The sequence below is a fragment of the Oscillospiraceae bacterium genome, assembly GCA_025757985.1.
In the GTDB taxonomy this organism is placed as follows: domain Bacteria; phylum Bacillota; class Clostridia; order Oscillospirales; family Ruminococcaceae; genus Gemmiger.
The window spans coordinates 728160-754125 of sequence record CP107210.1 but is presented as its reverse complement, the minus strand read 5'-3'; the positions used below and the strand labels follow the sequence as shown (position 1 = coordinate 754125).

Genomic DNA, 25966 nt, shown 5'->3' with positions numbered 1-25966 from the left:
GATCCATTTGGAAAAAAAGCCGGAGAGCATCTTCATCAACCGCGAACTCAGCTGGCTGGATTTTGACAGCCGCGTTCTGGCCCTTGCCAAAGAAAAAACGGTGCCCTTGGGGGAGCGCATCAAGTTTGCCGCCATCTTCGGCAGCAATATGGATGAATTCTTCATGGTTCGTGTCGGTTCTCTGTATGACCAGACGCTGCTGAAAACCAACAAGACCGACAATGTCACCCACATGACGGCGGCGGAGCAGATCAATGCCATCACGCCGCGCGTGGCGGAGCTGCAGGCCAAGTGCGACAAATACTTCCAGCATCTTGTGTCGGCGCTTGCGGAGCAGGGCTACCACAAGGTGGACTTTACCAAGCTCAGCAAGCAGCAGGAGCATTTCTGGAAAACCTACTTCCAGCGTGAGCTGCTGCCCCTGCTCAGCCCGCAGATCGTGGACTCCCGCCATCCGTTCCCCTTCCTGAACAACAAGGACATCTACTATATTGCCCAGCTGCACTCCAAAAACGAGGGGGTCAGCTACGGCATCGTGCCGGTCAGCAGTCAGTTTGAGCGGGTGCTTTTCGTCAAGGACGGCGAGACAGCCTGCTTCGCTTTTGTGGAGGAGCTGATCGCCCACTATGCCGCTACGATCTTTACAGCCAGCACCGTGCAGAAGCAGTGTCTGTTCCGTGTGACCCGCAACGCCGACATCACGGTGGACGAGGGCATGATGGACCATGATGTGGACTTCCGCGATGTCATGAGTGAGCTGCTGAAAAAGCGCCGCAAGCTGGCTGCCGTTCGGCTGCAGTTCTGGCCCGAGGCCCCGCAGGAGGTCGTGAAATTCCTGCGGGACAAGCTGGTGGTCCCGGCGGACCGCTGCTATACCCAGACCTCGCCCCTTGATGCAGGTGCGCTGTTCAAGCTGGCAGGGCGCATCTCGGGCGACAGCGGCCATGCGGACCTGTTCTACCCGGCGGCCAGGCCGATGCAGGCCCCGGCGGGCTATGACCTGTATACCGAGGTCCGCAAGCATGATGTGCTGCTGGCCTATCCGTACCAGAGCATCCGTCCGTTCATCAAGATGCTGCTGCGTGCGGCTGCCGACCCGGATGTGGTCTCGATCAAGATGACCCTCTACCGTATGGCCAGCGATTCCCAGATCGTCAACGCCCTGATTGCCGCTGCTGAAAACGGCAAGGAGGTCGTGGCCATGGTCGAGCTGCGCGCCCGCTTTGACGAGCAGAACAACATCGACTGGTCCAAGCAGCTGGAGGATGCGGGCTGCACCGTGTTCTACGGCTTTGATGATTACAAGGTCCATTCCAAGCTGACCCTAATCACCAGCCGGGTCAGCGGCCAGTATAAGTACTTGACGCAGATCGGTACCGGCAATTATAATGAAAAGACAAGCGAGCTGTACACCGACCTGTCCTTCATCACCACCCGGCAGGAGATCGGCGAGGAGGCCAGCAGCGTATTCAACAACATGGCCCTGCAGCGCCTGACGAGCGAGGCCGATACGATGTTGGTGGCGCCGCTGCGCTTCAAGAGCGTTTTGCTTGAGGAGATGGATCGTCAGATCGCACTGGCTATACAGGGCAAGCCTGCGTCCATCATCGTGAAAAACAACTCTATCAACGATCCGCAGATCATTGATAAGATCAGCGAGGCCAGCTGCGCGGGCGTAAGGGTGGATATGATCGTGCGCGGCATCTGTTGCGTGCGGGCAGGGGTGCCGGGCCGCACCGAGAATGTGCATATCCGCAGTCTGGTGGGCCGGTATCTCGAGCATTCCCGCATCTACTGCTTCGGCAGCGGTGAGGCGATGCGCATCTACATTGCGTCCGGCGACTTCCTGACCCGCAACACCGAGCGCCGTGTGGAGGTGGGCGTCCGGGTGGATGACCCTGCTATCGCAAAGAAGCTGCGCGGCATCCTTGACCTGCAGCTGCGCGATACCGTCAATGCCCGGGAAATGCAGCCGGACGGCACCTATACCAAGGTACACCCCGCCGAGGGACAGCCCCCGGTAGACAGCCAGATGGCGATGTTTGGCTATTTCAAGGACGGCTTTGAGATGGCACCGGAAAAGCCAAGACCGGAGCCGAAAGCAGCCCCCAAGCCCCAGGCGGCAGCCGCCAAAGCTGTGGTAAAACCTGTTGTCCGGCAGCGTGCAGCCCTGCGCCCTAAGCGCGCAAGCCTGCTGCAAAGCCTGTTCGGCCGCGGGAAAAAGTAAGGAGAATCCGAAACATGAAAAGCTGTGTAGTGACCGCAAATTTTGCCTGTGACCCCATGAAGGTCTGGCTCTACCTGACCAAGCCTACCCTCAACAATTGGTGCAAAGATGTCAGCACCTATGAGGAGAGCAGCGACGGTATGACGGCAACGGAAAAGCATACCGATGGCAGCGAGACCCAGATCACCTTTACCCGCAAGGAAAAGCCCCGCTGCCTGAGCTGCAGCTTCCAGCGGGGCAAAATCAGCGGCAGCTTTACGGCGCTGCTGCTGGGCGGCGGTGACTCCACCAGTGTAGAATGTACACTGGATGTGAACGGACTGGGGCTTTTTGCCAAGCCCGCCAAGCTGCTGGAGGCACACTTCGATATGCTGCGCAAGACCCTCGGCGCGTAAGCTGCGCGCTCTGCCAATACCCCGGCTGTCCGCCCCGTAAATGGGGCGGATATTTTTTGCCCCTCCCGCATACGGTTGAAAAAGGGGAGGTGTATGCCATGTGGGAAAATGCAGCCCCGCCGCCGCAGCCGGAGGAAAAGCCCCGGCCCTGCCGCCCAAAGAGTGAGGAGGATCTCGTCCTGTGGGCGCAGGTGCTGCTTTGCCTTGCAGCCATCGGCTTTGTACTGGCGGCAAGGGCGCTGGGGTGGCCGGTCTACCCTGAGCTTCGCCGTGCGTTTGCCGCTGCTCTGCAGCCGGAGCAGTCGCTTTTGCTGGGGGAGGAGCGCGGCCTGCTCCGATTTACCGAGCAGACGGCGCAGGAGCTGGCGGATGCCGCCCGCAGCATGTGGGAGGATGTGACCGCCACGCCGGAGACGGCCCGCACGCGCCACAGCCAGCCCGCCCCGCCGGCCTATGCCAGCGAGGAAGGCTATGAGCCGGCATTTGCCCTCTGCTTTCCGCTGCCCGGGCAGCATGACCGCAGGACCTCCGGCTACGGCTGGCGCACCGACCCGATGGGCGGGCTGGAGGAGGATTTCCACATCGGTAACGACCTTGCGGCAGCTGAGGGGACGGCGGTGCTGGCGGCGGCGGACGGCGTTGTGCGGATGGCAGGACGCCACAAAAGCTACGGCAACTATCTGCGGGTGCTTCATGCCGATGGCGATGAAACGCTCTATGCTCACCTGCAGTATCTGTTCGTGCGGGCGGGGGAGGCGGTCAGCGCCGGGCAGACGCTGGGCACGGTGGGCCAGACGGGCAACGCCACGGGCCCCCACCTGCATTTTGAAATTCTGCACAGGGGGCTGCGGTATGACCCGGCGGCAGCGCTGCAGCATGCCTCGTAGGCCCGGCGGGCTGCGCTGGCGCAGGCCGCTGGCGGTGCTGCTCGGTCTGACGGTGCTGCTGGCGCTGGACGGCAGCGGCATCCTGCGGGTCGGGCTGGGCTGTGCGCTCCTGCATGAGAGCGGCCATGCGCTGATGTACCGGCTTTTGTGGCATCACTGGCCGGAACTGGAGATCTCGCCGCTCGGCATCTGCCTGCGGCTGCGCGGGCTGCTTATGACGCCTGCGCAGGAGCTGCTGCTGGCCGCCGCCGGGCCGCTGGCCAACCTTTTGGCCTGCGCGGCGGCGCTTGCCTTTATGCGGTGGGCAGGGTACAGCTGCGGCGGGTACTGGTTTGCCTGCTGCAATCTGCTGGTGGGCGGCAGCAGCCTGTTGCCCCTGCCCGGGCTGGATGGGTGGCATGTTGCGGCGTGTCTGTTGCATTTTCTGCGAAAATAAGATACAATCAAATATATGCCTTTACAATAACAGCGGCCCCGACGGGGCGGCGAAAATAACACGGTAAGGATGGTTCACCAAAATGGCGGAATTTTCCCCAAAATTTAAAGAGGCCCTGAGTCTGGTACAAAAGCCGGGCCGTTACACGGGCGGCGAGCCGGGCTGCATCTACAAGGATAAATCCAAGGTGGATGTGCGCATGGCGTTCTGCTTCCCGGATACCTATGAGATCGGCATGTCCTTTCTGGGCGAGAAGATCCTGTACGATATTCTGAACCGCCACGAAAACTGGTGGTGTGAGCGCGCCTTTATGCCATGGACGGACATGAAGGCCCAGATGGAGCGGCTGGACATCCCGCTGTACTGCCTTGAAAGCAAGGATCCGCTGACGGATTTTGACATTGTCGGCTTCTCTCTTGAATATGAGCTGTGCTATACGAATGTTCTGGCAATGCTGCGTCTGTCGGGCATCCCGCTGCGGGCCGCCGACCGTGACGAGCGGTGGCCGCTCATCATCGCGGGCGGCCCCTGTGTATGCAACGCCGAGCCAATGGCAGACTTCTTTGATGTCATGCAGCTTGGCGAGGGTGAGCAGATGCTGCAGGACATCTGTGCAACCGTTGAGCAGGGCAAAAAGCAGGGCTGGGATAAAGAACAGCTGCTGTTGGAGCTGGCAAAGCTCCCCGGCGTCTATGTGCCGTCCTTCTACGATGTGACCTACAAGGAGGATGGCCGCATCGAGGCTGTCACGCCCAACCGCCCCGGCGTGCCGCCGCGCGTGACAAAGGCCATCGTGCAGGATATGGACAGCTTTACCCCGCCGGAAAACTTCGTGGTGCCGCTTGTGGGTGCAGTGCAGGACCGCGCCTGTGTCGAGGTGCTGCGCGGCTGCGTCCGCGGCTGCCGCTTCTGTCAGGCGGGCCAGCTCTACCGTCCCTTCCGGGAGCGCAGCCCCAAGCTTATCAGCGACAGTGCGCGGATGCTCTGCCGCAACACCGGCTATGATGAACTGAGCCTGTCGAGTCTTTCGACCTCCGACCACTCCCGGCTGGAGGATATTCTTGACAACCTCAACTCTTGGGCAGAGTCCGACCATGTCAGCCTTTCGCTGCCCAGCCTGCGTGTGGACAACTTCTCGCAGTCCCTTGTGGAAAAGACCACCAAGGTCCGCAAGAGCGGCCTGACCTTTGCTGCCGAGGCCGGCACCCAGCGCCTGCGCGATGTCATCAATAAGAATGTCACATGGGAGCAGATCGAGCGCGGCTGCCGCATCGCCTTCTCAGAAGGGTACACCTCGGTCAAGCTTTACTTTATGATGGGTCTGCCCACCGAAACGATGGAGGACATCAAGGGAATTGCCGACACCGCCCAGCAGGTGGTGGACCTGTTCTATACGATTCCTGACCGCCCAAAGGGCAAGGGTGTTCAGGTCACGATCAGCGTGGCCTGCTTTGTGCCCAAGCCCGACACGCCGTTCCAGTTCTGCGCGCAGGACCGCCGCGAGTCCCTGCAGGAAAAGCAGAAATACCTGCTCAGCTGCGTACATTCCCGCAAGATCAAGGTCAACTACCACGACAGCACCACCAGCGTGCTGGAGGGCGTGTTTGCCAAGGGTGACCGCCGTCTGGGCCGTGTGATCGAGACTGCATTTGAGAACGGCTCCTTCTTTGACACATGGGAGGAGTATTTCAACTACGACCGCTGGGTGGAGGCGTTCAAAAGCTGCGGCATTGACCCTGATTTTTACAACTACCGCGCCCTCGGTCTGGACGAGGTCACGCCCTGGGATCACCTCGATGTGGGCGTGACGAAGGCCCATCTGGTGCGTGAGTACAACAAGGCGCTGGAGGCCAAAACCACCCAGCCCTGCAACCGCCAGTGCAGCGCTTGCGGTGCCAACAAGCTGATCGGAGGACCGTGCTTTGACTACAGTAAGAATCTTCTTTGAAAAGTGCGGTGAGGCCGCCTACATTTCGCTGCTGGATCTGCAGCGCGTATTCCATCGGATGCTTAAAATGAGCAGCCTGCCGGTGTACTATACGCAGGGGTTCAACCCGCATATCTACCTCTCCTTTTCCTGCCCGCTGTCTCTGGGGCAGGAGAGCCTCTGCGAGAGCTGTGAGGTCAAGACGGAGCAGGAGAGCATCGAACCGCAGCGCTGGATCGATGCCCTGCAGCCGCTGATGCCGCGCGGCATCGTCATCACTAAGATCGCCCCAGCTAAGGAAAAGGTCGGCGAGATCGAGACCGCCGCCTATGAGATCACCATGCCGGCAAGCAGTGCCATTGCGCTGGATGCCTACAACAATGCAGAGCATGCCGAGGTTACAAAAAAGACCAAGCGCGGCCAGAAGACGCTCGATTTGAAGGCGTACCTCGACCGCATTGCTTATAAGGTCGAGGGCGATACGCTGCATTTTACGGCCGTGCTGCCCTGCGGCTCCGGCGAGGCACTGAACCTGAACCCGGCGCTGCTGACCGACTTCCTGCGTGAGCAGGGCGCCGCCCCTGTCTGGCAGTGCCGCGTGGTGAGGACGCACCTTTATAATAAAGCGGGCAAAGACTTCGAGTAAGAAAAGCCTTCCCCCGCGGGGGAAGGCAAAAAGCAAAAAAATCTTCGATTTTCTGTTAAAACCCCTTGCCAAACGCCCGGTACAATGCTATAATACTAAAGCGTTAGTGCCGCCGAGCCATCGGCGGGATAATGACACATCATTATACAGGCGGTCCTCTGACGAAACATCGTGTATGAACGTCGCAACAAAATGGAGGAATTCATAACATGGACGCAATGAAGCATTTTACCGAGGGTATGATCAAAGAGAACAAGCCCCAGTTCGAAGTCGGCGACACCGTTCGCGTCTCCGTCCGCATCAAGGAAGGCGACAAGGAGCGTATTCAGGCTTTCGAGGGCACCGTTATTGCCAAGAAGCATGGCGGCATCGCTGAGACCTTCACCGTTCGCCGCACCTCTTACGGTGTCGGTGTTGAGCGCGTGTTCCCGGTCAACAGCCCGTTTGTCGAGAAGGTTGACGTCGTTCGCCGCGGCAAGGTCCGTCGTGCGAAGCTGTTCTACCTGCGCGAGCGCACCGGCAAGGCTGCCAAGGTCAAGGCACGTATCTGAGCATACTGAGAAAAGGGGAGGACGGTTGGCGTTCTCCCTTTTTTCGTATTTTTCCAAAAGGTGGGATAAGACATGGGTGCAGCATTCAAGGCGCGCTACCGCCGCAACAAGGAAACACTGGAATGGTATGACGCTCTGGCCATGGCTGTGGCGATCATTGCACTGGTGTTTACCTTCGGTGTGCGCATCGTGAAGGTCGATGGACACTCGATGGATCACACGCTCTCCGATGGAGAGCGCATCCTTATCAATCTGCTCAAGGCGCCGGACTACGGTGATATTGTCGTGGTGGACGGCTATACCGACTACGGCAAGCCGCTGGTCAAGCGGGTCATAGGCATGGGCGGGGATACCATCGACATCGACTTTGAGGCCGGCATCGTCTACCGTAACGGTGCTGCACTCGAGGAGCCATACACCGCCGAGCCCACCTATTTGTTTGAAAGCGTGGAATTTCCCATTACGGTGCCGGACGGCTGCCTGTTTTTGATGGGAGATAACCGCAATAACTCCACCGACAGCCGCGATGTCAGCGTAGGCTGCGTGGATGAACGCGATATTATGGGCGCAGCCGTGCTGCGCGTACTGCCCTTTGGCAAGATAGGAGCGGCCGAATGAGCCAGAGCGACATTATCAACAGCCGCCAGATCCAGTGGTTCCCCGGGCACATGACAAAGACCCTGCGCCTGATGGAAAAGGAAATCCGCAATGTGGACTGTGTTCTGCAGATCCTTGATGCGCGCATCCCGCTTTCCAGCCTGAACCCCGAGATCGAGCGCATCACCGCGGGCAAACCGCATCTGTATGTACTGAACAAGGCCGATCTGGCTGACCCCGAGATCACCAAGCAGTGGCTGGCCTACTTTACGAGTGCCGGCGCCGGCTGCATTGCGATGGACTCGAAGCAGCGCGGCCGTGCCACGGCCACCAAGAGCCTGATTGAGAAAGAACTTTCCGCCCTGATGGAGCGCCGCCGCAACCGCGGTATGGTCGGCGCGGCCATCCGTGTCATGATCGTAGGCATCCCCAATGTGGGCAAGTCCACCTTCATCAACTCCTTTGCGGGCACGACCCGCGCCAAGGCTGCCAACAAGCCCGGCGTCACCCGCGGCAAGCAGTGGATCAGTGTCGGCAATTTCGACCTGATGGATATGCCCGGCGTGCTGTGGAAAAAATTCGACTCGCTGGAAACGGCATCGAATCTGGCATTCATCGGCTCCATCCGCGATGACATTTTGGATATTGAGGAACTGGCCTGCGGCCTGCTTTCCAGCGTGCGGGGCATCTATCCCGCCCAGCTGCTGGCCCGGTATAAGCTGGAGGAGTCGGCGCTTGCGCTGCCGCCCTACGACCTTTTGCAGGCCATCGGCGCCAAGCGCGGTATGCTGATCTCCGGCGGCGAGGTCGATACCGAGCGTGCAGCCAAGATGCTGGTAGGGGAATTCCGCGCCAGCAAATGGGGGAGGCTCTCGCTGGAGCGCCCGCCGCAGCGCGCGGTACAGGAAGAACGGGAAGAGGTGACGGACGATGCCCCGCAGGACGACTGGGACGACGAGCAGTAACGAAGCGCTTTACGCCTTTGACGCTGCAAAGCGTGCTGAGCATGGTGTGGTCTGCGGTGTGGACGAGGCAGGGCGCGGCCCGCTGTGCGGCCCTGTCTGCTGTGCGGCGGTCATCCTGAACCCCGATGATCCCATCGAGGGAGTCAACGACTCCAAGAAGCTGACCGAAAAGCGTCGTGATGCACTGTTTGAGGAAATCACAAATCGTGCGCTTGCATACAAAATTGTCTTTATCACACCGCAGGAAATTGATGAACGCAATATCCTGTGGGCTACAATGGACGGCATGGCGCAGGCTGTGGCCGGGTTGGAAATAACGCCCGATTATGTGCTGATCGACGGCAACCGCTGCCCGCCGGGGCTGATACAGCCCGCCGAGGCTGTGGTCAAGGGGGACGCCAACAGTGCCTCCATCGCGGCGGCCTCCATTTTGGCCAAGGTCAGCCGTGACCGCTATATGCTGGAGCTGGACAAGCAATATCCCCAGTACCAGCTGGCTAAGCACAAGGGCTATCCCACAAAGCTGCACTATGAGCTGATCGCACAGTACGGCATCCAGCCGTTCTACCGACGCAGCTTCCTGAAAAAACAGGGCTACTGGCATGACTGATATAGTCGGTCATAAGGGCGAGGCCATTGCTGCCAAATACTATCAGCAGCGCGGCTGGCTGCTGCTGAACCATAATTACCGCACCCGCATGGGGGAAATCGACCTTATTTTATATAAGGAAAACACGCTGGTGTTTGCCGAGGTCAAGACCCGCGCAGGAACCATGCTGGACCGCCCGGCGGCTGCGGTGGATGCCCGCAAGCAGCAGCGGCTGATTTTGGCCGCCCAACAGTATTTGCAGCGCAGTCCCTATGGGGAGGCTGACATTCGTTTTGATGTGGTGGAGGTCACGCCCGCAGGCAGAGGCTGGCAGGTGCATTGTATTCCCGGCGCATTTGAGTGCTGAGAAACACTGGCGTCAACGCATGAAAGGTAGGGGCGGCCATTGGTCGCCCGCGGAACCCAGCAGCAAGGCCGATGACGGGCATCGACCCCCGCAACCCGTAGTGGCGGATTCCATATCCGCCCGCATCAGCGCTCCACACAACGGTATAGCGCCAACAAGGCTTATACGCATAGAGGAAGAGAATAAGAGAAAGGGTGTACAGTATGCAGTATTTTAGCACCAGAGATTCCGAGCTCCGCGTTTCCGCACAGGAGGCGATCGTCCGTGGTCTGGCACCGCAGAGCGGTCTGTTTGTACCGGAAGCTTTCCCGAAGGCTGATCTGGAGGGCTGGAAGAACCTTTCCTATCCGGAACTGGCCGAGAAGGTGCTGGCGGGCTTTCTGACCGATTACAGCGCTGACTTCCTGCACAATGCCACCGCTGCCACCTACGGCGCAGCCTTTGATGGCAAGGCGGGCCGCACGGTCAAGGTCCGTGAGGGCCTCTATTCCCTTGAGCTGTGGCACGGTCCCACCTGCGCCTTCAAGGACTACGCCCTGCAGCTGATGCCGAAGCTGCTGGTGGAAGCCAAGAAGATGCTGGGCCGCACCGAGACCACCCGCATCCTTGTGGCAACCTCCGGCGATACCGGCAAGGCTGCACTGGCTGGCTATGCTGATCTGGACGGCATCGAGATCGAGGTGTTCTACCCGAACGACGGCACCAGCGAGATTCAGCACCTGCAGATGGCCACCCAAAAGGGCGGTAATGTGCAGGTCTACGCCGTGCAGGGCAACTTTGACGATGCCCAGACCGGCGTCAAGAAGGTCTTTGCCGATGCAGCTGTGGCCGCCGAGCTGGAGAAGCGCGGAATCCGCCTGTCCAGCGCCAACTCGATCAACTGGGGCCGTCTGGTGCCGCAGATCGTCTACTACTTCTACGCCTATTTCCGTCTGGCGGAGCAGGGCGCAGTGGCATGGGGCAAGCCTGTGGACTTCTGTGTGCCGACCGGCAACTTTGGCGATATTCTGGCTGGTTACTATGCCAAGCAGATGGGTCTGCCTGTGGGCAAGCTGGTCTGTGCCTCCAACAAGAACAATGTCCTGACCGATTTCCTGACGACCGGCACCTACGATGCCCGCCGTACCTTCTATAAAACGACCTCCCCGTCGATGGACATCCTGATCTCCTCGAACCTCGAGCGTCTGCTCTGCCATGTCAGTGGCAGCAGTGAAAAGGTCGCGGGCTGGATGCAGGAGCTGAATACGACCGGCAAGTACACGGTGGATGCCGAGACGCTGGAAAAGATCCGGGAGACCTTCGCTGCAGGCTATGCCGATGACGCCGAGGGGGCCGCTGAAATCAAGGCTCGCTTTGATGAGGATCACTATCTCTGTGATACGCACACCGCCGTGGCCTTCCGTGTGGCTGAGACCGTGCGCACCGAGGCACCGATGGTGGTGCTGTCCACCGCCAGCCCCTTCAAATTCCCGCGTGATGTGCTGGCGGCCTTGGGGCAGCAGGCCCCGGTCAGTGATTTCGCTGCCATGGCTGCGCTGACCGCCAAAACCGGCGCGGAGGCCCCGGCCTCCCTGCGCGAGCTGGACAAGCAGGAGGTGCGGTTCAAGACGGTGCTGCAGCCTGCTGAGATCCGTGCCGCGGCCCTGAAATAAGCAACAACAACTAGAAAGTGAGGCTGTATGGCCATCTTTGCAATCGGGGACATGCACCTCTCCCTGGGAACAGACAAGCCGATGGATGTTTTCCCGGGGTGGGAGGGCTACCTGCCCCGACTGGAAGCCAACTGGCGCAAGCTGATAGGCCCGGATGACACGGTCATTCTGGCAGGCGACACCAGCTGGGCCATGAACCTGAACGACACAAAGGCGGATTTTGCCTTTATCCAAAGCCTGCCGGGCCAAAAATGGCTGCTGAAGGGCAACCATGATTACTGGTGGACTACGACCCGTAAGATGGAAACCTTCCTCGCCGCCAATGGCTTTGACACCCTGCATATCCTGCACAACAATGCCTGCATTGTGGACGATACGGCGCTGTGCGGCACCCGCGGCTGGCCGTTTGACGATCTGGCCGCTCAGGGCGAAAAGCTGATGGCCCGCGAGGCCGGCCGCCTGCGGATGAGCCTGCAGGCAGCCGGGGATGCCGCGCAGAGGATCGCATTTCTGCACTATCCGCCCATCTACCCGGGCGCTGCGGCGCAGGAGCTTGTGGATGTGCTGCACGACTTCGGCGTGACCGAGTGCTACTACGGCCATCTGCACGGAAAATCCATCCGCTATGCCACGCAGGGGGAGCGGGACGGCATCACCTACCGGCTCATTTCTGCCGATGGTCTGGCGTTCTGCCCGTATAAAATAAGGTGAAAACGCACAAAAGCGTAAAATTGCATGGCTTTTTTGCCCAAAATCGGTTAAAATTTTTGAAATAAGGCTGGTATTTTCTCTGCAGGCATGGTATAATAACTTGTATTTTTATGTACATCTATTTTTGGAGGAATTTATAAATGAAACTGATTTCCTGTGAAAAGCTCGAAAAGAGCATGGTCGAACTGCAGTTCTCCATTGACGCGGAGACCTTCAAATCTGCTGTCAATACCGCTTTCAAGCGTGAGGGCAAGAAGTACGCCATCCCCGGCTTCCGCAAGGGCAAGGCTCCCAAGGCCATGATCGAGAAGATGTATGGCAAGGACCTGTTCCAGTATGACGCCGTCAACGATCTGTTCCCTGAGAACTATGAGGCCGCCGTCAAGGAGGCCGGCATCGAGGTCGTTGGCCGTCCTGAGCCTGAGGTCGTCTCCATGTCCGAGGAGGAGGGCGCAACCCTGAAGGTCAAGGTTGCCGTCAAGCCCGAGGTCGAGCTGGGCGAGTACACCGGTTTAACCGTCAACAAAGATGTCAAGACTGTGGATGAGGCCGATGTTGACGCTGAGATCAAGCGCATGCAGGACCGCAACGGCCGTCTGCTGACCCGTGAGGGCGAGGCCCAGAACGGTGACACCGTGGATATCGACTTTGAGGGCTTCGTTGATGGTGTTGCTTTCGAGGGCGGCAAGGCTGAGCACTACTCTCTGGTGCTGGGCAGCGGCTCCTTCATCCCCGGCTTCGAGGAGCAGGTCGTCGGCCACAAGGCAGGCGAGGAGTTTGATGTCAATGTCAAGTTCCCTGAGGAGTATCAGGCTAAGGAGCTGGCCGGCAAGGACGCTACCTTCAAGATCAAGCTGCATGAGGTCAAGTACAAGGAGCTGCCCGAGCTGGACGATGATTTCGCCAAGGACGTCAGCGAGTACGACACCCTCGAGGAACTGAAGGATTCCATCCGCAAGGGCATCCAGACCAACCACGAGAAGCAGGCTGAGCAGAGCGTTGAGAACGACCTGATCGATCAGGTCGTGAACGGCATGAAGGCCGACATCCCCGATGCTATGATCGAGAGCCGCATTGAGGAGCTGGTGCAGGACTTCCAGTACCGCATCTCCCAGCAGGGCCTCAAGCTTGAGCAGTACCTGCAGTATATGGGCATGACCATGGACCAGTTCAAGGAGCAGTTCCGTGAGCAGGCCGACAAGCAGGTCAAGATGCGTCTGGCTATGGAGGCCATCGTTGCCAAGGAGTCCATCGAGGCTACCGAGGAGGAGTTCGAGGCTGAGATCAAGCGCATTGCCGATGCTTACCAGATGGAGGCTGACAAGGTCAAGAGCTTGGTTGACGCTGCCGCTGTCAAGAAGGATCTGGCTGTCAACAAGGCCATCGACTTCGTGAAGGAGAAGGCGAACATCGTCCTGGGCGCTGCCGAGGAGAAGAAGCCTGCCAAGAAGACCACCCGCAAGACCACCAAGAAGGCTGCCGCCAAGAAGGACGAGGAGCCGAAGGAAGAGGAGAAGGGCGAGTAATCGCACCTTTCCGTAAACATTGAGTAAAAGGGCCGGTACGGTTGTGCAGCTTTGCCGCCGTATCGGTCCCTTTATCATAAAACCGCTTTTCTGCAAGCTATCAAGGAGGGAAACCTGAATGAGCCTTGTACCTTATGTTGTCGAACAGACTGCGCGCGGTGAGCGCAGCTATGACATCTTCTCCCGCCTGCTGAACGACCGCATCATTGTGCTGAGCGAGGATGTCAACTCCTCCTCCGCCAGCGTGATCGTGGCACAGCTGCTCTACCTCGAGGGCCAGGACCCCGAGAAGGACATCTACTTCTATATCAACAGCCCCGGCGGCTCCATTTCCGACGGCATGGCCATCCACGACACGATGAACTACATCAAGTGCGATGTCTCCACCATCTGTGTCGGCATGGCGGCCTCCATGGGCTCTTTCCTGCTGGCCAGCGGTACCAAGGGTAAGCGCTTTGCGCTGCCCAACTCCGAGATCCTGATCCATCAGCCGCTCATCGGCGGTCAGGGCATCTCCGGCCAGGCCACCGATATCAAGATCCATGCTGACCACATCGTGCGCATCCGTGAGCGGATGAACACCCTGCTGAGCGAGTACACCGGCCAGCCGCTGGAAACAATCCAGCGCGACACCGAGCGCGACAACTATATGACCGCGCAGCAGGCAAAGGAGTACGGCCTGATCGACGATATCCTCTATAAACACTGATTCGGGGGAACAACATGGCAAATCAAACGTCCGGTAAGGACGGAAAAGGACGCGAGCTTATCTGCAGCTTTTGCGGACGCTCCCAAAACGAGGTAGAGCAGCTGGTCATCGGTCCCGGCGTCAATATCTGCAAGGACTGCATCGAAATGTGCTGCAATGTGCTGGAACGCGATGGTGAGCGTCCGGCCCCGCCGCGCGCCGGTATGCCGCCCCGTGACCGCCGCCGTCAGGCCCAGAAGCCCGGCGCAGATTACGGTGCCGATCCGCTCGAGAGCATCCATATCCTGACCCCTGCCGAAATCAAGGCAGGTCTGGATCAGTATGTCATCGGGCAGGATGCCGCCAAGAAGGTGCTGGCTGTCTCGGTCTACAACCACTATAAGCGCATCCTGTCCGGCCAGAACAGCGATGTGGAGCTGCAAAAGTCCAATGTGCTGATGCTGGGCCCCTCCGGCACCGGCAAGACGCTGCTGGCCCAGACGCTGGCCAAGATGCTGAATGTGCCGTTCGCCATTGCGGACGCCACCACGCTGACCGAGGCCGGCTATGTGGGCGAGGATGTCGAAAACATCCTGCTCAAGCTGATTCAGGCGGCGGATTTTGACATTCCGCGCGCTGAAATCGGCATCATCTATGTGGATGAGATCGACAAGATCACCCGCAAGAGCGAGAACCCTTCCATCACCCGCGATGTGGGCGGTGAGGGTGTGCAGCAGGCCCTGCTGAAGATCGTGGAGGGTACGGTCAGCAATGTGCCGCCTAACGGCGGCCGCAAGCACCCGCAGCAGGAGTTCATCCAGATCAACACCAAAAATATCCTCTTTATCTGCGGCGGTGCCTTTGACGGGCTGGAAAAGCTCATCCAGAAGCGCACCGACAATGCCTCGCTGGGCTTTGGCAGCCAGCTGCGTACCACGCTCGACAAGGACGAGACCCGCCAGAAGCTGCTGAAAAAGGTCGAGCCGGACGATCTGGTAAAATTCGGCCTGATCCCTGAGCTGATCGGCCGTCTGCCGGTCGTGACGGTGCTGGATCCGCTGGACGAGGAGGCGCTGGTTCGCGTGCTGCTTGAGCCGAAGAACAGCATTGTGCGCCAGTACAAGGAGCTGCTGCATCTGGACAATGCCGAGTTGGTCTTTACCGATGCGGCCCTGCACGCCATCGCCAGAAAGACGGTGGAGCGCAAGAGCGGTGCGCGCGGCCTGCGCAGCGTTGTCGAGGAACTGCTGATTCCGATCATGTACGACATCCCGTCCGATGCCACCATCACCAAAGTGACGATTGACGCCGACACGGTCGAGGGCGGCCAGCCTCATATCGAGCATGGCGCCATGCGCCCGCGTTATAAAAGTTTGACGGAACAGCAATAAAAACGATCTGCACCGGAGCCAATACGGCCCGGTGCATTTTTGTTCACAAAAATTTTATATAGAAAACACTTGATTTTTCGGTGCAAAGTGGCTATTATATATTTAGCACTCAGAGAGATTGAGTGCTAAATCAAAAATCATCAAAATTCAAAAGAGAAATCTTTTATAAGGAGGAACTTTCACTATGAAAATCAAACCTCTTGCAGACCGTGTTGTCATTAAAATGGTCGAGGAAGAAGAAACCACCAAGGGCGGCCTGATCCTGTCTGGCTCCGCCAAGGAAAAGCCGCAGGTTGCTGAGGTCGTCGCTGTCGGCCCCGGCGGCAATGTGGATGGCAAGGATGTCGAGATGATCGTCAAGGTCGGCGATAAGGTCCTGACCAGCAAGTATTCCGGCACCGAGGTCAAGGTCGATGGTGAGGAATGCACCATCGTCCGCCAGAGCGACATCCTCGCGGTTGTGGAATAATTTGATTTTTCAGTAATTTCTTTCAGATAAAAGGAGAGATCTATTATGGCTAAACAGATCAAGCAGGGCGAGGACGCCCGCAAGGCCCTTTGCGCTGGCATCGACCAGCTGGCCAACACCGTTAAGGTTACCCTCGGCCCCAAGGGCCGCAATGTCGTGCTGAGCAAGAAGTTCGGCAGCCCGCTCATCACCAATGACGGTGTCACCATCGCCAAGGAGATCGAACTGAAGGACGAGTTCGAGAACATGGGCGCACAGCTCGTTCGCGAGGTCGCCACCAAGACCAACGATGCTGCCGGTGACGGCACCACCACCGCCACCGTTCTGGCACAGGCTTTCGTCAATGAGGGCATGAAGAACGTCACCGCCGGTGCAAACCCGATGGACATCAAGCGCGGCATGCAGAAGGCTGTCGCCGCTGCTGTCGACGCTGTCAAGCAGCACAGCCAGAAGGTCAACGGTAGCAAGGACATTGCCCGTGTCGGCACCGTTTCTGCCGGTGATGCTGAGATCGGCCAGCTGATTGCTGACGCGATGGAGAAGGTCACGGCTGATGGCGTTATCACCATCGAGGAGAACAAAACCACTGCCGAGACCTACACCGAGGTCGTTGAGGGCATGCAGTTTGACCGCGGCTATGTGACCCCTTACATGGTCACCGACACCGAGAAGATGGAGACCGTCTATGACGACTGCTCCGTCCTGATCACCGACAAGAAGATCAGCGTCTTCCAGGATGTGGTTCCCCTGCTCGAGCAGGTCATCCAGTCCGGCCGCAAGCTGCTCATCATTGCCGAGGATGTCGAGGGCGATGCACTGTCCAACCTCATCATCAACCGTCTGCGCGGCGGCCTGAATGTTGTTGCTGTTAAGGCCCCCGGCTTCGGCGATCGCCGCAAGGAGATGCTGCAGGATATTGCTACCCTGACCGGCGGCACTGTCATCAGCAGCGACCTCGGCTATGAGCTGAAGGATGCTACCATGCAGCTGCTGGGCAGCGCCCGTCAGGTCAAGGTCACCAAGGAGAACACCACCATTGTCGGCGGTGCCGGTGACAAGCAGGCCATTGCTGACCGCGTGGCTCAGATCCGCAGCCAGATCGCAACGGCAACCTCTGACTTTGACCGTGAGAAGCTGCAGGAGCGCTTGGCCAAGATGGCCGGCGGTGTTGCCGTCATCAAGGTCGGTGCTGCTACCGAGGTCGAGATGAAGGACAAGAAGCTCCGCATCGAGGATGCTCTGAACGCGACCAAGGCCGCTGTAGAGGAAGGCATTGTTGCCGGCGGCGGCACGGCCACCATCAATGCTATTCCGGCTGTCGATAAGCTGGTTGGCGAGTTGGAGGGCGACGAGCGCACCGGCGCCAAGATCGTCCGCAAGGCTCTGGAGGCTCCTCTGCGCCAGATCGCTGCCAATGCCGGTCTGGAGGGCAGCGTTGTTATCGACAACATCCTGAAGGCCAACAAGCCCAACTACGGCTTTGATGCCCAGAAGGAAGAGTATGTTGAGGATATGATCGAGGCCGGTATCGTTGACCCGACCAAGGTCACCCGTTCCGCTCTGGAGAATGCTGCCAGCGTTGCTGCGATGGTTCTGACCACCGAGAGTCTCGTTGCCGATCTGCCCGAGCCGCCGGCTCCGGCTGCTCCGGCCCCTGACATGGGCGGTATGTACTAATTCGGTACACCCAAAAGCAACTACAAGGTCGAAGTCTTGGCGACAAGGCTTCGGCCTTTTTGTATAAGGCGCTGCGGCCATAGACCTGCGGCGGGAAAGCGTGCTATAATAAAGGTACGGCCGCATGACGCCGACTGCTTATACAGTAGTTGTGCAACGGTGCGGCGGTAATAAGCAAAAGCAGCGGGGGAGCCGCCATGAAGAAATATACAAAATATATGGCGCTGGCCGTGACGCTGGCGCTGCTGGGACTGATTTTCTACTTTTCTGCCCAGCCGGGGGCGGTTTCCTACAAGGTCAGCGAGACTGTGATGAACACAGTTCAATCCGGTAAAGCAAAGGCCATCACGCCGCAATGGTTCAGCACCACAAACCTCAATGTCAATGTTCGCAAATGGGCACATGTTTATATCTACTGCGCGCTGGGGGTCAGCATGGCGGTGGCGGTGCATCTGTGGACGGTCAGCCTTGCCCTGTGGCAGAGGACGCTGCTGTCTGCGGCACTGTGTATGCTGTGTGCCGCCGGGGACGAGCTGCACCAGTTCTTTGTCCCGGGCCGTGCCATGCTGCTGAGCGATGTCGGCATAGATGCAATGGGCTTTCTGCCCTGCATCGCGGCGGTCTTTCTCTGCATCCGGGTGTATCGTGGCTGCCGGAAGTGAGCATACTCCCCGTGGGGTGATGCTATGTCTTTGCGCCGCTTTTACGGCCTGTGTGCAGTGCTTGTGCTGCTGGCGGGTATTGTGCTGTGCCGAACCTACTGGGTGGGGCAGCAGACGGCCTATGCGGCCAACGCGGGCGGGCAGACCGTCCAGACGGTGGCGCTGCCGCGCGCGCGGGGGGATTTTTATGACCGGAGCGGCCGCAGGCTGACCGGCACGGCGCAGCGCTATTATGCGCTCTGCATGCCCGGTGAAGCAGGCTACACCGCACTGTTTCCCTATGTCTCCTATGAGGCGCAGGGCCTTTTGTATGAGCGGCGCAATCTTTCGACTCCGTTTTTGATACAGACCGACCGGGACCTGACAGGGCAGGGTATACCCACCTGCACGGTGCCGGAGCATTTCACCGGCACGACTGCCGCCCATCTGCTGGGGTATCTTGACGGGGAGGGCCACGGCGTTGCCGGACTGGAGTGTGCCTACGACGACCTGCTGGCGGCCTGCGGCGATAAGCGCAGCATCACCTGCATCATGACGGCGCGGGGGCGTCTGCTGGCAGACACAGCCCCTGCCGTCACGGTTGAGGAGACCGGTACGGGGCAGGGGGTACAGTTGACACTGGATGCCGATCTGCAGCGCGCCTGCGAGGCGTTAGCGGCGCAGGTCATGCCGCGCGGGTGCATTCTGGTTATGGACACAGCCACAGGTGAGGTGCTGGCCAGCGTAAGTATGCCAACTTTTGACCCGCGAAATATTGCGGCCAGCATCCGCGCAGATGACACCTCCCTGATCAATCGGCCGCTGCGCGCCTTCAGCGCGGGCTCGGTGTTCAAGGTCGTGCTGGCGGCTGCTGCCTATGAGAGCGGGCTGGACTGGTATACCCACGACTGTACCGGCGAGCTGGAGCTGGCCGGGCAGACCTACCGCTGCGCGCAGGGCCGTGCGCACGGCGAGGTAAATCTGCGCGGTGCGCTGGAGCAGAGCTGCAACACCTATTTTATTGAACTGGGGCAGCTGCTGGGGGCTGCGCGTATCTTGTCAACGGCGGAACAATTCGGCTTCGGCACAGCGGTACAGCTTGCCCCGAGCCTGCGGAGCGCGGCGGGTACACTGCCCGATGCGCAGACTCTTGCAAATGACGGACAGCTGGCAAGCTTCAGCTTCGGGCAGGGGGCGCTGACCGTGACGCCGCTGCAGATCACGGCTATGATGAACACCGTGGCCAATGGCGGGGTGTACCGCGCACCGGCATTTGTGAAGGGCATTGCCGATTCGACCGGGGCAGTTGCAGCGCCGTTGGAACCGTCCGCGCCGCGCACGGTCTGTGATGAAAAAACGGCAAAGGTCCTGCGCAGTATGCTTGTGTCGGTGGTGACGGAAGGCATCGGTGCCGAGGCCCGGCCCGCTGCAGGCATGGCGGGTGGCAAGACCGGCACGGCGCAGACCGGTCAATATGATGAAAACGGGGAGGAACTGCTGAACTACTGGTTCAGCGGCTTCTACCCGGCACAGGCACCCCGCTATACTGTAACGGTGCTGCAGGACGGCATATTGAAGCCCGAGCTGTCAAGCGCAGCAATTTTTGAGAAGATCACCGAGATACTGCATGTCTGGGATGCAGCCCTGTAAAAGACGGCAGAATAGGATTTTCGGCTTTCATTTTGCCGCAGGGTATTGCACTTTTGCCTTAAAAAAGATACAATAATAACTATCTATAGATCGTAACGAATCCATGCTGAAAGGGACAGGCCAATGCAGCATATCTTTATCATAAATCCTACGGCGGGCAAAGTGGATGCCAGTGTGGCGCTGATCCCTCAGATCCATGCTGCCGCCAGCCGCGCCGGTGTGCGCCCCACCATTGAGGTGACCCGCCGCGCCGGGCAGGCGCGGGACCTTGCCGCAAAATATGCGTCCTCCGGGCAGGAGGTTTTCCTCTATGCCTGCGGCGGCGACGGTACGCTGAACGAGGTTTTGCAGGGGGCTGCCGGCTATGACAATGCGGCGGTGGGCTGCGTCCCTTGCGGCAGCGGCAATGATTATGTACGCAACTTCGGTACGCAGGCGCAGTTCCTTGATCTGGATGCCCAACTGGCGGCGCGCCCCTTTACGGTGGATATGATCCGCACGCCGCAGGGCTGCGGCATTGACATCTACGCTGCGGGCATTGACGCCCAGGTGGCCAACGGCATCCCCAAGTGGAGACGGGTGCCGCTGTGCGGCGGCACCACGGCCTACACACTGTCGATCCTTGAGGCGGTGTGCAGCACCTTCCGCCATCGGCTGCGCATCACGGCAGATGACCGGCAGATGGAGGATGTTTACATGATGCTGGCGATCTGCAACGGCCAGCAGTACGGCGGCGGCTACTGTGCCGCGCCCCACGCCAGCATGACGGACGGTCTGCTGGATGTTGTCCTTCTCAAGCCTGTGCCGCGCCTGAAGCTGCCCGGGCTGCTGGGTGCTTACAAAAAAGGGGAGCATCTGTTGGAGGATGATGCCGTGGCGGAGAAATTCAAGCCCTACATGACCTTTTTCCGCACAAGCCAAATTGATATAGAGGTGCTGGACGGCAACCCGCTCATCACAACACTGGATGGCGAATGCTCGCCCCAGATGCACATGCATGCGGAAGCAGTGCGCAGTGCGGCGCACATTCTGCTGCCGCCTGAGTTGGCCGCCAATGCAAACGAGACGCCTGTTCTGCAGGCTATGGGAGAGTAAGCAATGTCTGAAAAAGTCAAAATCAAGATCGCCCGCAATGTGGTGCATCTTCCGGCCATCGCCCTGCGCGGGCTGGTGGTGTTCCCCAACAATGTGGTCCATTTTGAGGTGGGCCGCACCAAGTCCATCGCAGCGATCGAGGCTGCCATGCACAATAACAGCAGCGTATTCCTTGTGGCCCAGCGCGAGATGGATGTCGAGGAGCCTGCACTGCGGGACCTGTACGGCTACGGCGTGATTGCGGAGATCAAGCAGGTGCTGCGCGTCTCCGAGGATATCGTAAAGGTGCTGGTCGAGGGCAAGACCCGCGCGCGCCTGCTGGAGCTGGACGGGGAGGATAAATATCTGCAGGCCACGGTGCGCCCGGTGCCGGTACGCGGCATTGCCGCCGACAAGCGCACGCAGGTCGAGGCACTGGTCCGCAGCCTGAAGGACTGCTTTGAGGAGTACCTCTCCTACAGTCCGCAGATCTCCAAGGATGTTGTCTATAACATTATCTCGTCGGATTCGCCGCTCTACCTCAGCGAGTATATGCCCGCCAATCTGCTGCTCAAGTATGAGGACAAGCAGGTCATTCTGAACGAGTCCACGCTGCTGGGCCGTCTGGAAAAGCTGCTGACCCTGCTGCGTCAGGAATGCCAGGTCCTTGAGATCGAACGCGATCTGGACGACAAGGTCAATGCCCAGATGGACAAGGGCCAGCGGGAATACTACCTGCGTGAGCAGATGCACATTATCAGCGAGGAGCTGGGCGACTCCGAGGATACCCGCGCCGAGGCCGATACATACCGTGAGAAGATCCGGGCGCTGGCGCTGGATGAGGAATCCACCGAGAAGCTGCTCAAGGAGTGTGACCGTCTGGCCCGTATGCAGGGCAGCAGCGCCGAGAGCGGCGTGATCCGCAGCTATCTGGACGCCTGCCTTGCCCTGCCGTGGCATACCGCGACCGAGGATGACCTTGATCAGGCCCATGCCCGCAAGGTGCTGGACCGTGAGCATTACGGCCTGCAGAAGGTCAAGGAGCGTATTCTGGAGCTGCTGGCCGTGCGCAAGCTGAATCAGGATGTCAAGGGACAGATCATCTGCCTTGTCGGCCCTCCGGGTGTCGGCAAGACGAGTATCGCACATTCCATCGCCGAGTGCATGAACCGAAAGTTCGCCCGCATGAGTCTGGGCGGTGTCCATGATGAGGCTGAGATCCGCGGCCACCGCCGCACCTATATCGGCGCCATGCCCGGGCGCATCATCAGCGCCATTACAACGGCCAAGTCCACAAACCCGGTCATTCTGCTGGACGAGATCGACAAGCTGGCAGGCGATTACAAGGGCGACCCCTCCAGCGCACTGCTGGAGGTGCTGGACCCCGAGCAGAACCGCACCTTCAAGGATAACTATCTGGATATCCCGTTCGATCTGAGCGAGGTGCTGTTTATCACGACGGCCAACGATGCCTCGACCATCCCCGGCCCGCTCTATGACCGCATGGATGTGATCGAGCTGCCCAGCTATACCCGCACCGAGAAGTTCAACATTGCCAAACGCCACCTGCTGCCCAAGCAGCTGAAAAACAACGGCCTTGACGGCCGCGTGACCCTGACGGCCAGCGCACTGTACGCCATTATTGACGGCTACACCCGCGAGGCCGGTGTGCGCAATCTCGAGCGCACCATCACGGCAGTGCTGCGCAAATGCGCCCAGAAGGTCGCCGCCGGGGAGGAGGAAAAGATCAGCGTCTCCGTCGCCTCGGTCAAGGCGCTGCTCGGCCCCGAAAAGGTCAAGCCGACCTTTATCTCCCGCAGAGATGCCGTCGGCATCGCCAACGGTCTGGCATGGACCAGCGTCGGGGGTGAGATGCTGCCCGTGGAGGTGGCTGTCATCCCGAGCGGCACCGGCAAGATCGAAATCACCGGCAGTCTGGGCGATGTCATGAAAGAGAGCGCCCAACTGGCCGTGACTTACGCCCGTGTCCATGCCGAGGAATACGGTATCGCGGCGGATAAATTTAAAAACACTGACCTGCACATCCACGCCCCGGAGGGCGCTGTCCCCAAGGACGGCCCCTCTGCCGGCGTTACGCTGACCACGGCATTGATCTCGGCGCTGTCCGGCATCCCCGTGAACCACGATCTGGCCATGACCGGTGAGATCACGCTGCACGGGAATGTGCTGCCCATCGGCGGCCTGAAGGAAAAGAGCATGGCTGCCTTCCGCGAGGGCATCTCCACCGTGCTGATCCCAAGAGACAACGAGAGCGACCTGTATGAGGTGGATGCCGAGGTGAAGGAGAAGGTTCATTTTATCCCGGTCGGCAGCCTGTCCGAGGTGCTCAAGCATGCACTGGTGCGCCCCGGCCGCACCCCTGCCCGGGCTGCCCGCGGCGTGCCGCAGGCAACCTCCCTCATTGCCAATGAAAAGCCCGCCGATAGCCACAAGGAGCCTGCTGCGGTGATGTGATTCATCTTGAACGCTACGCTGTAGGGGCGGATTCCATATCCGCCCGCGTGCAACCAGAAACATAAAGGAAAACCCATGAACTATAATAACAGCGAGTTTCTCGCGTCCTACGGCCTGTCCCGTCAGCTGCCGGTCAGCGACCGGCCGGAAATCGTTTTCTCCGGCCGCTCCAATGTGGGCAAGTCGAGCCTTATCAACAAGCTCTGCAACCGCAAAAAGCTGGCCCGTGTCAGTGCTACGCCGGGTAAAACGGCCACTATTAATTTTTACCGCGTGGATACCGCCTATCTTGTGGACCTGCCCGGCTACGGCTACGCCAAGGTCTCCAATGTGGAGCGCGAGCGGTGGGATGATCTGATCAACAGCTATTTTGAGGCGGATCGCTCAGTCTGCCTGCTGGTTCAGCTGCTGGACAGCCGCCATGCCCCGAGCGCGGACGATCTGCAGATGCTGGAATACCTGCACTACCACCGCATCCCGTTTGTGGCTGCACTGACCAAGGGCGACAAGCTGAAAAAAAGCGAGATGGCCGCCTGCAAGGAAGAATTTGAGAAGATCTGCGCGGCCTACGGCTGCCGGGCTGTTGTGCTGACCAGCGCTGAGAACGGCTTGGGCTGTGACGAGCTGCGCGCCCTGCTGGAAGCCAGCATGGCCGGGGAGTGAGCCATGGCCTACAATGAGTTTGCCTATTTTTACGATGAGTTCAACGGCGAGGCCGACTACGATGCGCTCTACCGCTACATCACGGCAGAGCTGCAGGCTCACGGCATCCGGGACGGCATTCTGGCCGACCTTGGCTGCGGCACCGGGGATCTGACGCTGATGCTGACTCAGGCAGGCTATGATGTCATCGGTATCGACCGGTCGGAGGAGATGCTGAGCGTCCTGCGTGAAAAGGCGGATGAGCTGGGCTTGACCGGGCGTCTGCTGCTGCTTCGGCAGGATCTGCTCGAGCTGGACCTCTACGGCACCATCCGTGCGGCGGTATCCACCTTTGATACCTACAGCCATATCGGCCCGCTGGACAGCTTTGAAAAGGCCATACGCAAGGCGGCCTATTTTATGGAGAAGGGCGGCGTGTTCCTTTTTGATTTGAACACGCCCTATAAGCACCGGGAAATTCTGGCGGGGCAGACCTTTGATATTGAGGCCGAGGACGCCGACTGCCATTGGTCCAACCGCTATGCGGAGGACGCGCAGCGGGTGGATATCACCATCGACATTGACTACCATGAAACGGGCGAGCATTTCCGTGAGCAATTCAGCGAGTACAGCTACACGCTGGACACGGTGCGCGCCTTGCTGGAAAAGTACGGCTTTGCCGTGGCAAAGGTCGCTGACGGCGAGGATTTCGGCCCTGTGCGCGCCGACAGCCCGCGCTGGATCATTACGGCTGTCAAGCAATACACACAAGAGGATGAAAGCAATGGAACAGAATCATAACATGCTGCGCGGCATTTCCGAGAACGGCGGCATTGTATTTTACGGCGTGGACTCTACCGAGATCGTCCGCGATATGGAGCGCCTGCACAAGACGAGCGCTGTCACCACGGCGGCGTTGGGCCGCCTGCTGACGGCTGCTTCGATGATGGGCATCATGCTGAAAAGCACGCAGGACTCGGTGACGCTGCAGATCAAGGGCGGCGGCCCGGCGGGCCGTCTGCTGGCGGTTTCTGACGGTACAGGCAATGTCAAGGGCTATGTGGAGCATCCGGTCGTAGAGCTGCCCCCGCGGGCGGACGGCCATCTGGATGTAGGCACTGCTGTCGGCAAGGACGGCACCCTTGATGTTATCCGCGACCTCGGTATGCGCGAGCCTTATATCGGGCAGGTACCGCTGACCTCCGGCGAGATCGCCGAGGATGTAACAACCTACTTTGCCATCAGCGAGCAGATCCCCACGGTCTGCGCTCTGGGTGTGCTGGTGGATAAAGACCTGAGTGTCCGCTGTGCAGGCGGTTTTGTCGTGCAGCTGCTGCCCGGTGCCACCGAGGAGGAGATCGAGCATCTTGAAAAGAACATCAAGGCCATGCCCAGCGTGACAACGATGCTGGAGCAGGGCATGAGCGTGCGCGATATGCTGGAGCTGGCGCTGCAGGGCTTTCAGCCGGATATTCTGGACAGCTACCATGTGACCTATAAATGCGACTGCAGTCTCGAGCGCGTTGAAAAAATGATCCGCAGCCTTGGCAAAAAAGAGGTCGAAAAAATGCGCGATGAGGACCCCATCGCGGAGGTGAACTGCCAGTTCTGCAACAAAAATTACAGGGTCAATCTGAATGATCTGCTGAAAAACTGGCCGGACATCGTTGAAAACGAGGGTGCCAAAAAAGTTTGAAAAAACTTGTAAAAAACGCTTGACTTTTCTGCTCACATAGTCTATAATAACACCTGTCGCCCGGAGAGAGCGACTGAGCAAAAACCT

25 protein-coding genes are annotated in these 25966 nt (G+C 59.3%); all 25 read left to right on the top strand.

Translation table 11 applies throughout. From position 1 onward, the window contains the following. Positions 1–7 precede the first annotated feature (7 nt). Positions 8–2227 carry a polyphosphate kinase 1 gene (ppk1, locus tag OGM67_03755; protein UYJ35455.1) on the top strand — a complete coding sequence of 740 codons (2220 nt, stop codon included), beginning with the start codon at positions 8–10 and terminating at the stop codon, positions 2225–2227. 14 nt (positions 2228–2241) lie between these two features. Then, complete coding sequence (locus tag OGM67_03750) at positions 2242–2622, top strand: hypothetical protein (GenBank protein ID UYJ35454.1); 381 nt, start codon at positions 2242–2244, stop codon at positions 2620–2622. A 98-nt stretch (positions 2623–2720) separates the two neighbouring features. Continuing rightward, positions 2721–3509, top strand: coding sequence for a M23 family metallopeptidase (locus OGM67_03745; protein UYJ35453.1), 789 nt, complete (start codon positions 2721–2723; stop codon positions 3507–3509). After that, positions 3475–3945 (top strand): peptidase, encoded by a 471-nt coding sequence (locus OGM67_03740; GenBank protein UYJ35452.1) that lies wholly within the window; start codon positions 3475–3477, stop codon positions 3943–3945. The genes OGM67_03745 and OGM67_03740 overlap by 35 nt, the downstream gene beginning before the upstream one ends. 82 nt (positions 3946–4027) lie before the next feature. Then, the gene (locus tag OGM67_03735; GenBank protein UYJ35451.1) at positions 4028–5893 is read left to right on the top strand and encodes a TIGR03960 family B12-binding radical SAM protein; all 1866 of its coding nucleotides are present in this window, start codon (positions 4028–4030) and stop codon (positions 5891–5893) included. Next, a complete protein-coding gene (locus OGM67_03730; GenBank protein UYJ35450.1) occupies positions 5868–6518 on the top strand; it encodes a TIGR03936 family radical SAM-associated protein in 651 nt (216 codons plus the stop codon). Before OGM67_03735 ends, OGM67_03730 begins: the two co-directional genes overlap by 26 nt. 209 nt (positions 6519–6727) lie before the next feature. After that, complete coding sequence (gene rplS, locus OGM67_03725; protein UYJ35449.1) at positions 6728–7069, top strand: 50S ribosomal protein L19; 342 nt, start codon at positions 6728–6730, stop codon at positions 7067–7069. A 72-nt stretch (positions 7070–7141) separates the two neighbouring features. After that, positions 7142–7687, top strand: coding sequence for a signal peptidase I (gene lepB, locus OGM67_03720; protein ID UYJ35448.1), 546 nt, complete (start codon positions 7142–7144; stop codon positions 7685–7687). Beyond that, a complete protein-coding gene (ylqF, locus tag OGM67_03715; GenBank protein ID UYJ35447.1) occupies positions 7684–8631 on the top strand; it encodes a ribosome biogenesis GTPase YlqF in 948 nt (315 codons plus the stop codon). Before lepB ends, ylqF begins: the two co-directional genes overlap by 4 nt. Then, positions 8597–9241 carry a ribonuclease HII gene (gene rnhB / locus OGM67_03710; GenBank protein UYJ35446.1) on the top strand — a complete coding sequence of 215 codons (645 nt, stop codon included), beginning with the start codon at positions 8597–8599 and terminating at the stop codon, positions 9239–9241. Before ylqF ends, rnhB begins: the two co-directional genes overlap by 35 nt. Next, positions 9234–9587, top strand: a complete 354-nt coding sequence (locus OGM67_03705; protein UYJ35445.1) for a YraN family protein — start codon at positions 9234–9236, stop codon at positions 9585–9587. The genes rnhB and OGM67_03705 overlap by 8 nt, the downstream gene beginning before the upstream one ends. 203 nt (positions 9588–9790) lie before the next feature. After that, on the top strand, positions 9791–11239 hold the full coding sequence (gene thrC / locus OGM67_03700; protein ID UYJ35444.1) for a threonine synthase: 1449 nt from the start codon (positions 9791–9793) through the stop codon (positions 11237–11239). A gap of 27 nt (positions 11240–11266) precedes the next feature. Continuing rightward, a complete protein-coding gene (locus tag OGM67_03695; protein UYJ35443.1) occupies positions 11267–11950 on the top strand; it encodes a metallophosphoesterase in 684 nt (227 codons plus the stop codon). A 140-nt stretch (positions 11951–12090) separates the two neighbouring features. Continuing rightward, a complete protein-coding gene (gene tig / locus OGM67_03690) occupies positions 12091–13476 on the top strand; it encodes a trigger factor (GenBank protein ID UYJ35442.1) in 1386 nt (461 codons plus the stop codon). A 118-nt stretch (positions 13477–13594) separates the two neighbouring features. Continuing rightward, positions 13595–14185 (top strand): ATP-dependent Clp protease proteolytic subunit, encoded by a 591-nt coding sequence (locus OGM67_03685; GenBank protein ID UYJ35441.1) that lies wholly within the window; start codon positions 13595–13597, stop codon positions 14183–14185. A 14-nt stretch (positions 14186–14199) separates the two neighbouring features. Continuing rightward, positions 14200–15555, top strand: coding sequence for an ATP-dependent Clp protease ATP-binding subunit ClpX (gene clpX, locus OGM67_03680; GenBank protein UYJ35440.1), 1356 nt, complete (start codon positions 14200–14202; stop codon positions 15553–15555). A gap of 184 nt (positions 15556–15739) precedes the next feature. Next, positions 15740–16024 (top strand): co-chaperone GroES, encoded by a 285-nt coding sequence (locus tag OGM67_03675; protein UYJ35439.1) that lies wholly within the window; start codon positions 15740–15742, stop codon positions 16022–16024. Between the two features lie 45 nt (positions 16025–16069). Then, positions 16070–17701: a chaperonin GroEL gene (gene groL, locus OGM67_03670; protein ID UYJ35438.1), complete on the top strand. Its 1632-nt coding sequence runs from the start codon at positions 16070–16072 to the stop codon at positions 17699–17701. A 197-nt stretch (positions 17702–17898) separates the two neighbouring features. After that, positions 17899–18363 carry a VanZ family protein gene (locus OGM67_03665; GenBank protein ID UYJ35437.1) on the top strand — a complete coding sequence of 155 codons (465 nt, stop codon included), beginning with the start codon at positions 17899–17901 and terminating at the stop codon, positions 18361–18363. A 24-nt stretch (positions 18364–18387) separates the two neighbouring features. Then, complete coding sequence (locus tag OGM67_03660; protein ID UYJ35436.1) at positions 18388–19992, top strand: penicillin-binding protein 2; 1605 nt, start codon at positions 18388–18390, stop codon at positions 19990–19992. A 123-nt stretch (positions 19993–20115) separates the two neighbouring features. Further along, a complete protein-coding gene (locus OGM67_03655) occupies positions 20116–21087 on the top strand; it encodes a YegS/Rv2252/BmrU family lipid kinase (protein ID UYJ35435.1) in 972 nt (323 codons plus the stop codon). A 3-nt stretch (positions 21088–21090) separates the two neighbouring features. Next, positions 21091–23541 (top strand): endopeptidase La, encoded by a 2451-nt coding sequence (gene lon, locus OGM67_03650; GenBank protein UYJ35434.1) that lies wholly within the window; start codon positions 21091–21093, stop codon positions 23539–23541. Positions 23542–23616: 75 nt separating this feature from the next. Further along, the gene (gene yihA, locus OGM67_03645) at positions 23617–24204 is read left to right on the top strand and encodes a ribosome biogenesis GTP-binding protein YihA/YsxC (protein UYJ35433.1); all 588 of its coding nucleotides are present in this window, start codon (positions 23617–23619) and stop codon (positions 24202–24204) included. A gap of 3 nt (positions 24205–24207) precedes the next feature. Further along, on the top strand, positions 24208–24984 hold the full coding sequence (locus OGM67_03640) for a class I SAM-dependent methyltransferase (protein UYJ35432.1): 777 nt from the start codon (positions 24208–24210) through the stop codon (positions 24982–24984). Then, a complete protein-coding gene (gene hslO, locus OGM67_03635) occupies positions 24968–25879 on the top strand; it encodes an Hsp33 family molecular chaperone HslO (GenBank protein UYJ35431.1) in 912 nt (303 codons plus the stop codon). The genes OGM67_03640 and hslO overlap by 17 nt, the downstream gene beginning before the upstream one ends. Positions 25880–25966 lie beyond the last annotated feature (87 nt).

What these genes read in the sequence shown, in the direction of transcription:
- hslO (UYJ35431.1), top strand. Translation starts at nt 24,968, where the DNA reads ATGGAACAGAATCATAACATGCTGCGCGGCATTTCCGAGAACGGCGGC.
- OGM67_03705 (UYJ35445.1), top strand. Translation starts at nt 9,234, where the DNA reads ATGACTGATATAGTCGGTCATAAGGGCGAGGCCATTGCTGCCAAATAC.
- OGM67_03740 (UYJ35452.1), top strand. Translation starts at nt 3,475, where the DNA reads ATGACCCGGCGGCAGCGCTGCAGCATGCCTCGTAGGCCCGGCGGGCTG.
- OGM67_03660 (UYJ35436.1), top strand. Translation starts at nt 18,388, where the DNA reads ATGTCTTTGCGCCGCTTTTACGGCCTGTGTGCAGTGCTTGTGCTGCTG.
- lepB (UYJ35448.1), top strand. Translation starts at nt 7,142, where the DNA reads ATGGGTGCAGCATTCAAGGCGCGCTACCGCCGCAACAAGGAAACACTG.
- groL (UYJ35438.1), top strand. Translation starts at nt 16,070, where the DNA reads ATGGCTAAACAGATCAAGCAGGGCGAGGACGCCCGCAAGGCCCTTTGC.
- OGM67_03640 (UYJ35432.1), top strand. Translation starts at nt 24,208, where the DNA reads ATGGCCTACAATGAGTTTGCCTATTTTTACGATGAGTTCAACGGCGAG.
- OGM67_03675 (UYJ35439.1), top strand. Translation starts at nt 15,740, where the DNA reads ATGAAAATCAAACCTCTTGCAGACCGTGTTGTCATTAAAATGGTCGAG.
- ylqF (UYJ35447.1), top strand. Translation starts at nt 7,684, where the DNA reads ATGAGCCAGAGCGACATTATCAACAGCCGCCAGATCCAGTGGTTCCCC.
- OGM67_03695 (UYJ35443.1), top strand. Translation starts at nt 11,267, where the DNA reads ATGGCCATCTTTGCAATCGGGGACATGCACCTCTCCCTGGGAACAGAC.
- rplS (UYJ35449.1), top strand. Translation starts at nt 6,728, where the DNA reads ATGGACGCAATGAAGCATTTTACCGAGGGTATGATCAAAGAGAACAAG.
- OGM67_03655 (UYJ35435.1), top strand. Translation starts at nt 20,116, where the DNA reads ATGCAGCATATCTTTATCATAAATCCTACGGCGGGCAAAGTGGATGCC.
- OGM67_03735 (UYJ35451.1), top strand. Translation starts at nt 4,028, where the DNA reads ATGGCGGAATTTTCCCCAAAATTTAAAGAGGCCCTGAGTCTGGTACAA.
- OGM67_03745 (UYJ35453.1), top strand. Translation starts at nt 2,721, where the DNA reads ATGTGGGAAAATGCAGCCCCGCCGCCGCAGCCGGAGGAAAAGCCCCGG.
- thrC (UYJ35444.1), top strand. Translation starts at nt 9,791, where the DNA reads ATGCAGTATTTTAGCACCAGAGATTCCGAGCTCCGCGTTTCCGCACAG.
- yihA (UYJ35433.1), top strand. Translation starts at nt 23,617, where the DNA reads ATGAACTATAATAACAGCGAGTTTCTCGCGTCCTACGGCCTGTCCCGT.
- tig (UYJ35442.1), top strand. Translation starts at nt 12,091, where the DNA reads ATGAAACTGATTTCCTGTGAAAAGCTCGAAAAGAGCATGGTCGAACTG.
- OGM67_03685 (UYJ35441.1), top strand. Translation starts at nt 13,595, where the DNA reads ATGAGCCTTGTACCTTATGTTGTCGAACAGACTGCGCGCGGTGAGCGC.
- lon (UYJ35434.1), top strand. Translation starts at nt 21,091, where the DNA reads ATGTCTGAAAAAGTCAAAATCAAGATCGCCCGCAATGTGGTGCATCTT.
- OGM67_03750 (UYJ35454.1), top strand. Translation starts at nt 2,242, where the DNA reads ATGAAAAGCTGTGTAGTGACCGCAAATTTTGCCTGTGACCCCATGAAG.
- clpX (UYJ35440.1), top strand. Translation starts at nt 14,200, where the DNA reads ATGGCAAATCAAACGTCCGGTAAGGACGGAAAAGGACGCGAGCTTATC.
- rnhB (UYJ35446.1), top strand. Translation starts at nt 8,597, where the DNA reads ATGCCCCGCAGGACGACTGGGACGACGAGCAGTAACGAAGCGCTTTAC.
- OGM67_03665 (UYJ35437.1), top strand. Translation starts at nt 17,899, where the DNA reads ATGAAGAAATATACAAAATATATGGCGCTGGCCGTGACGCTGGCGCTG.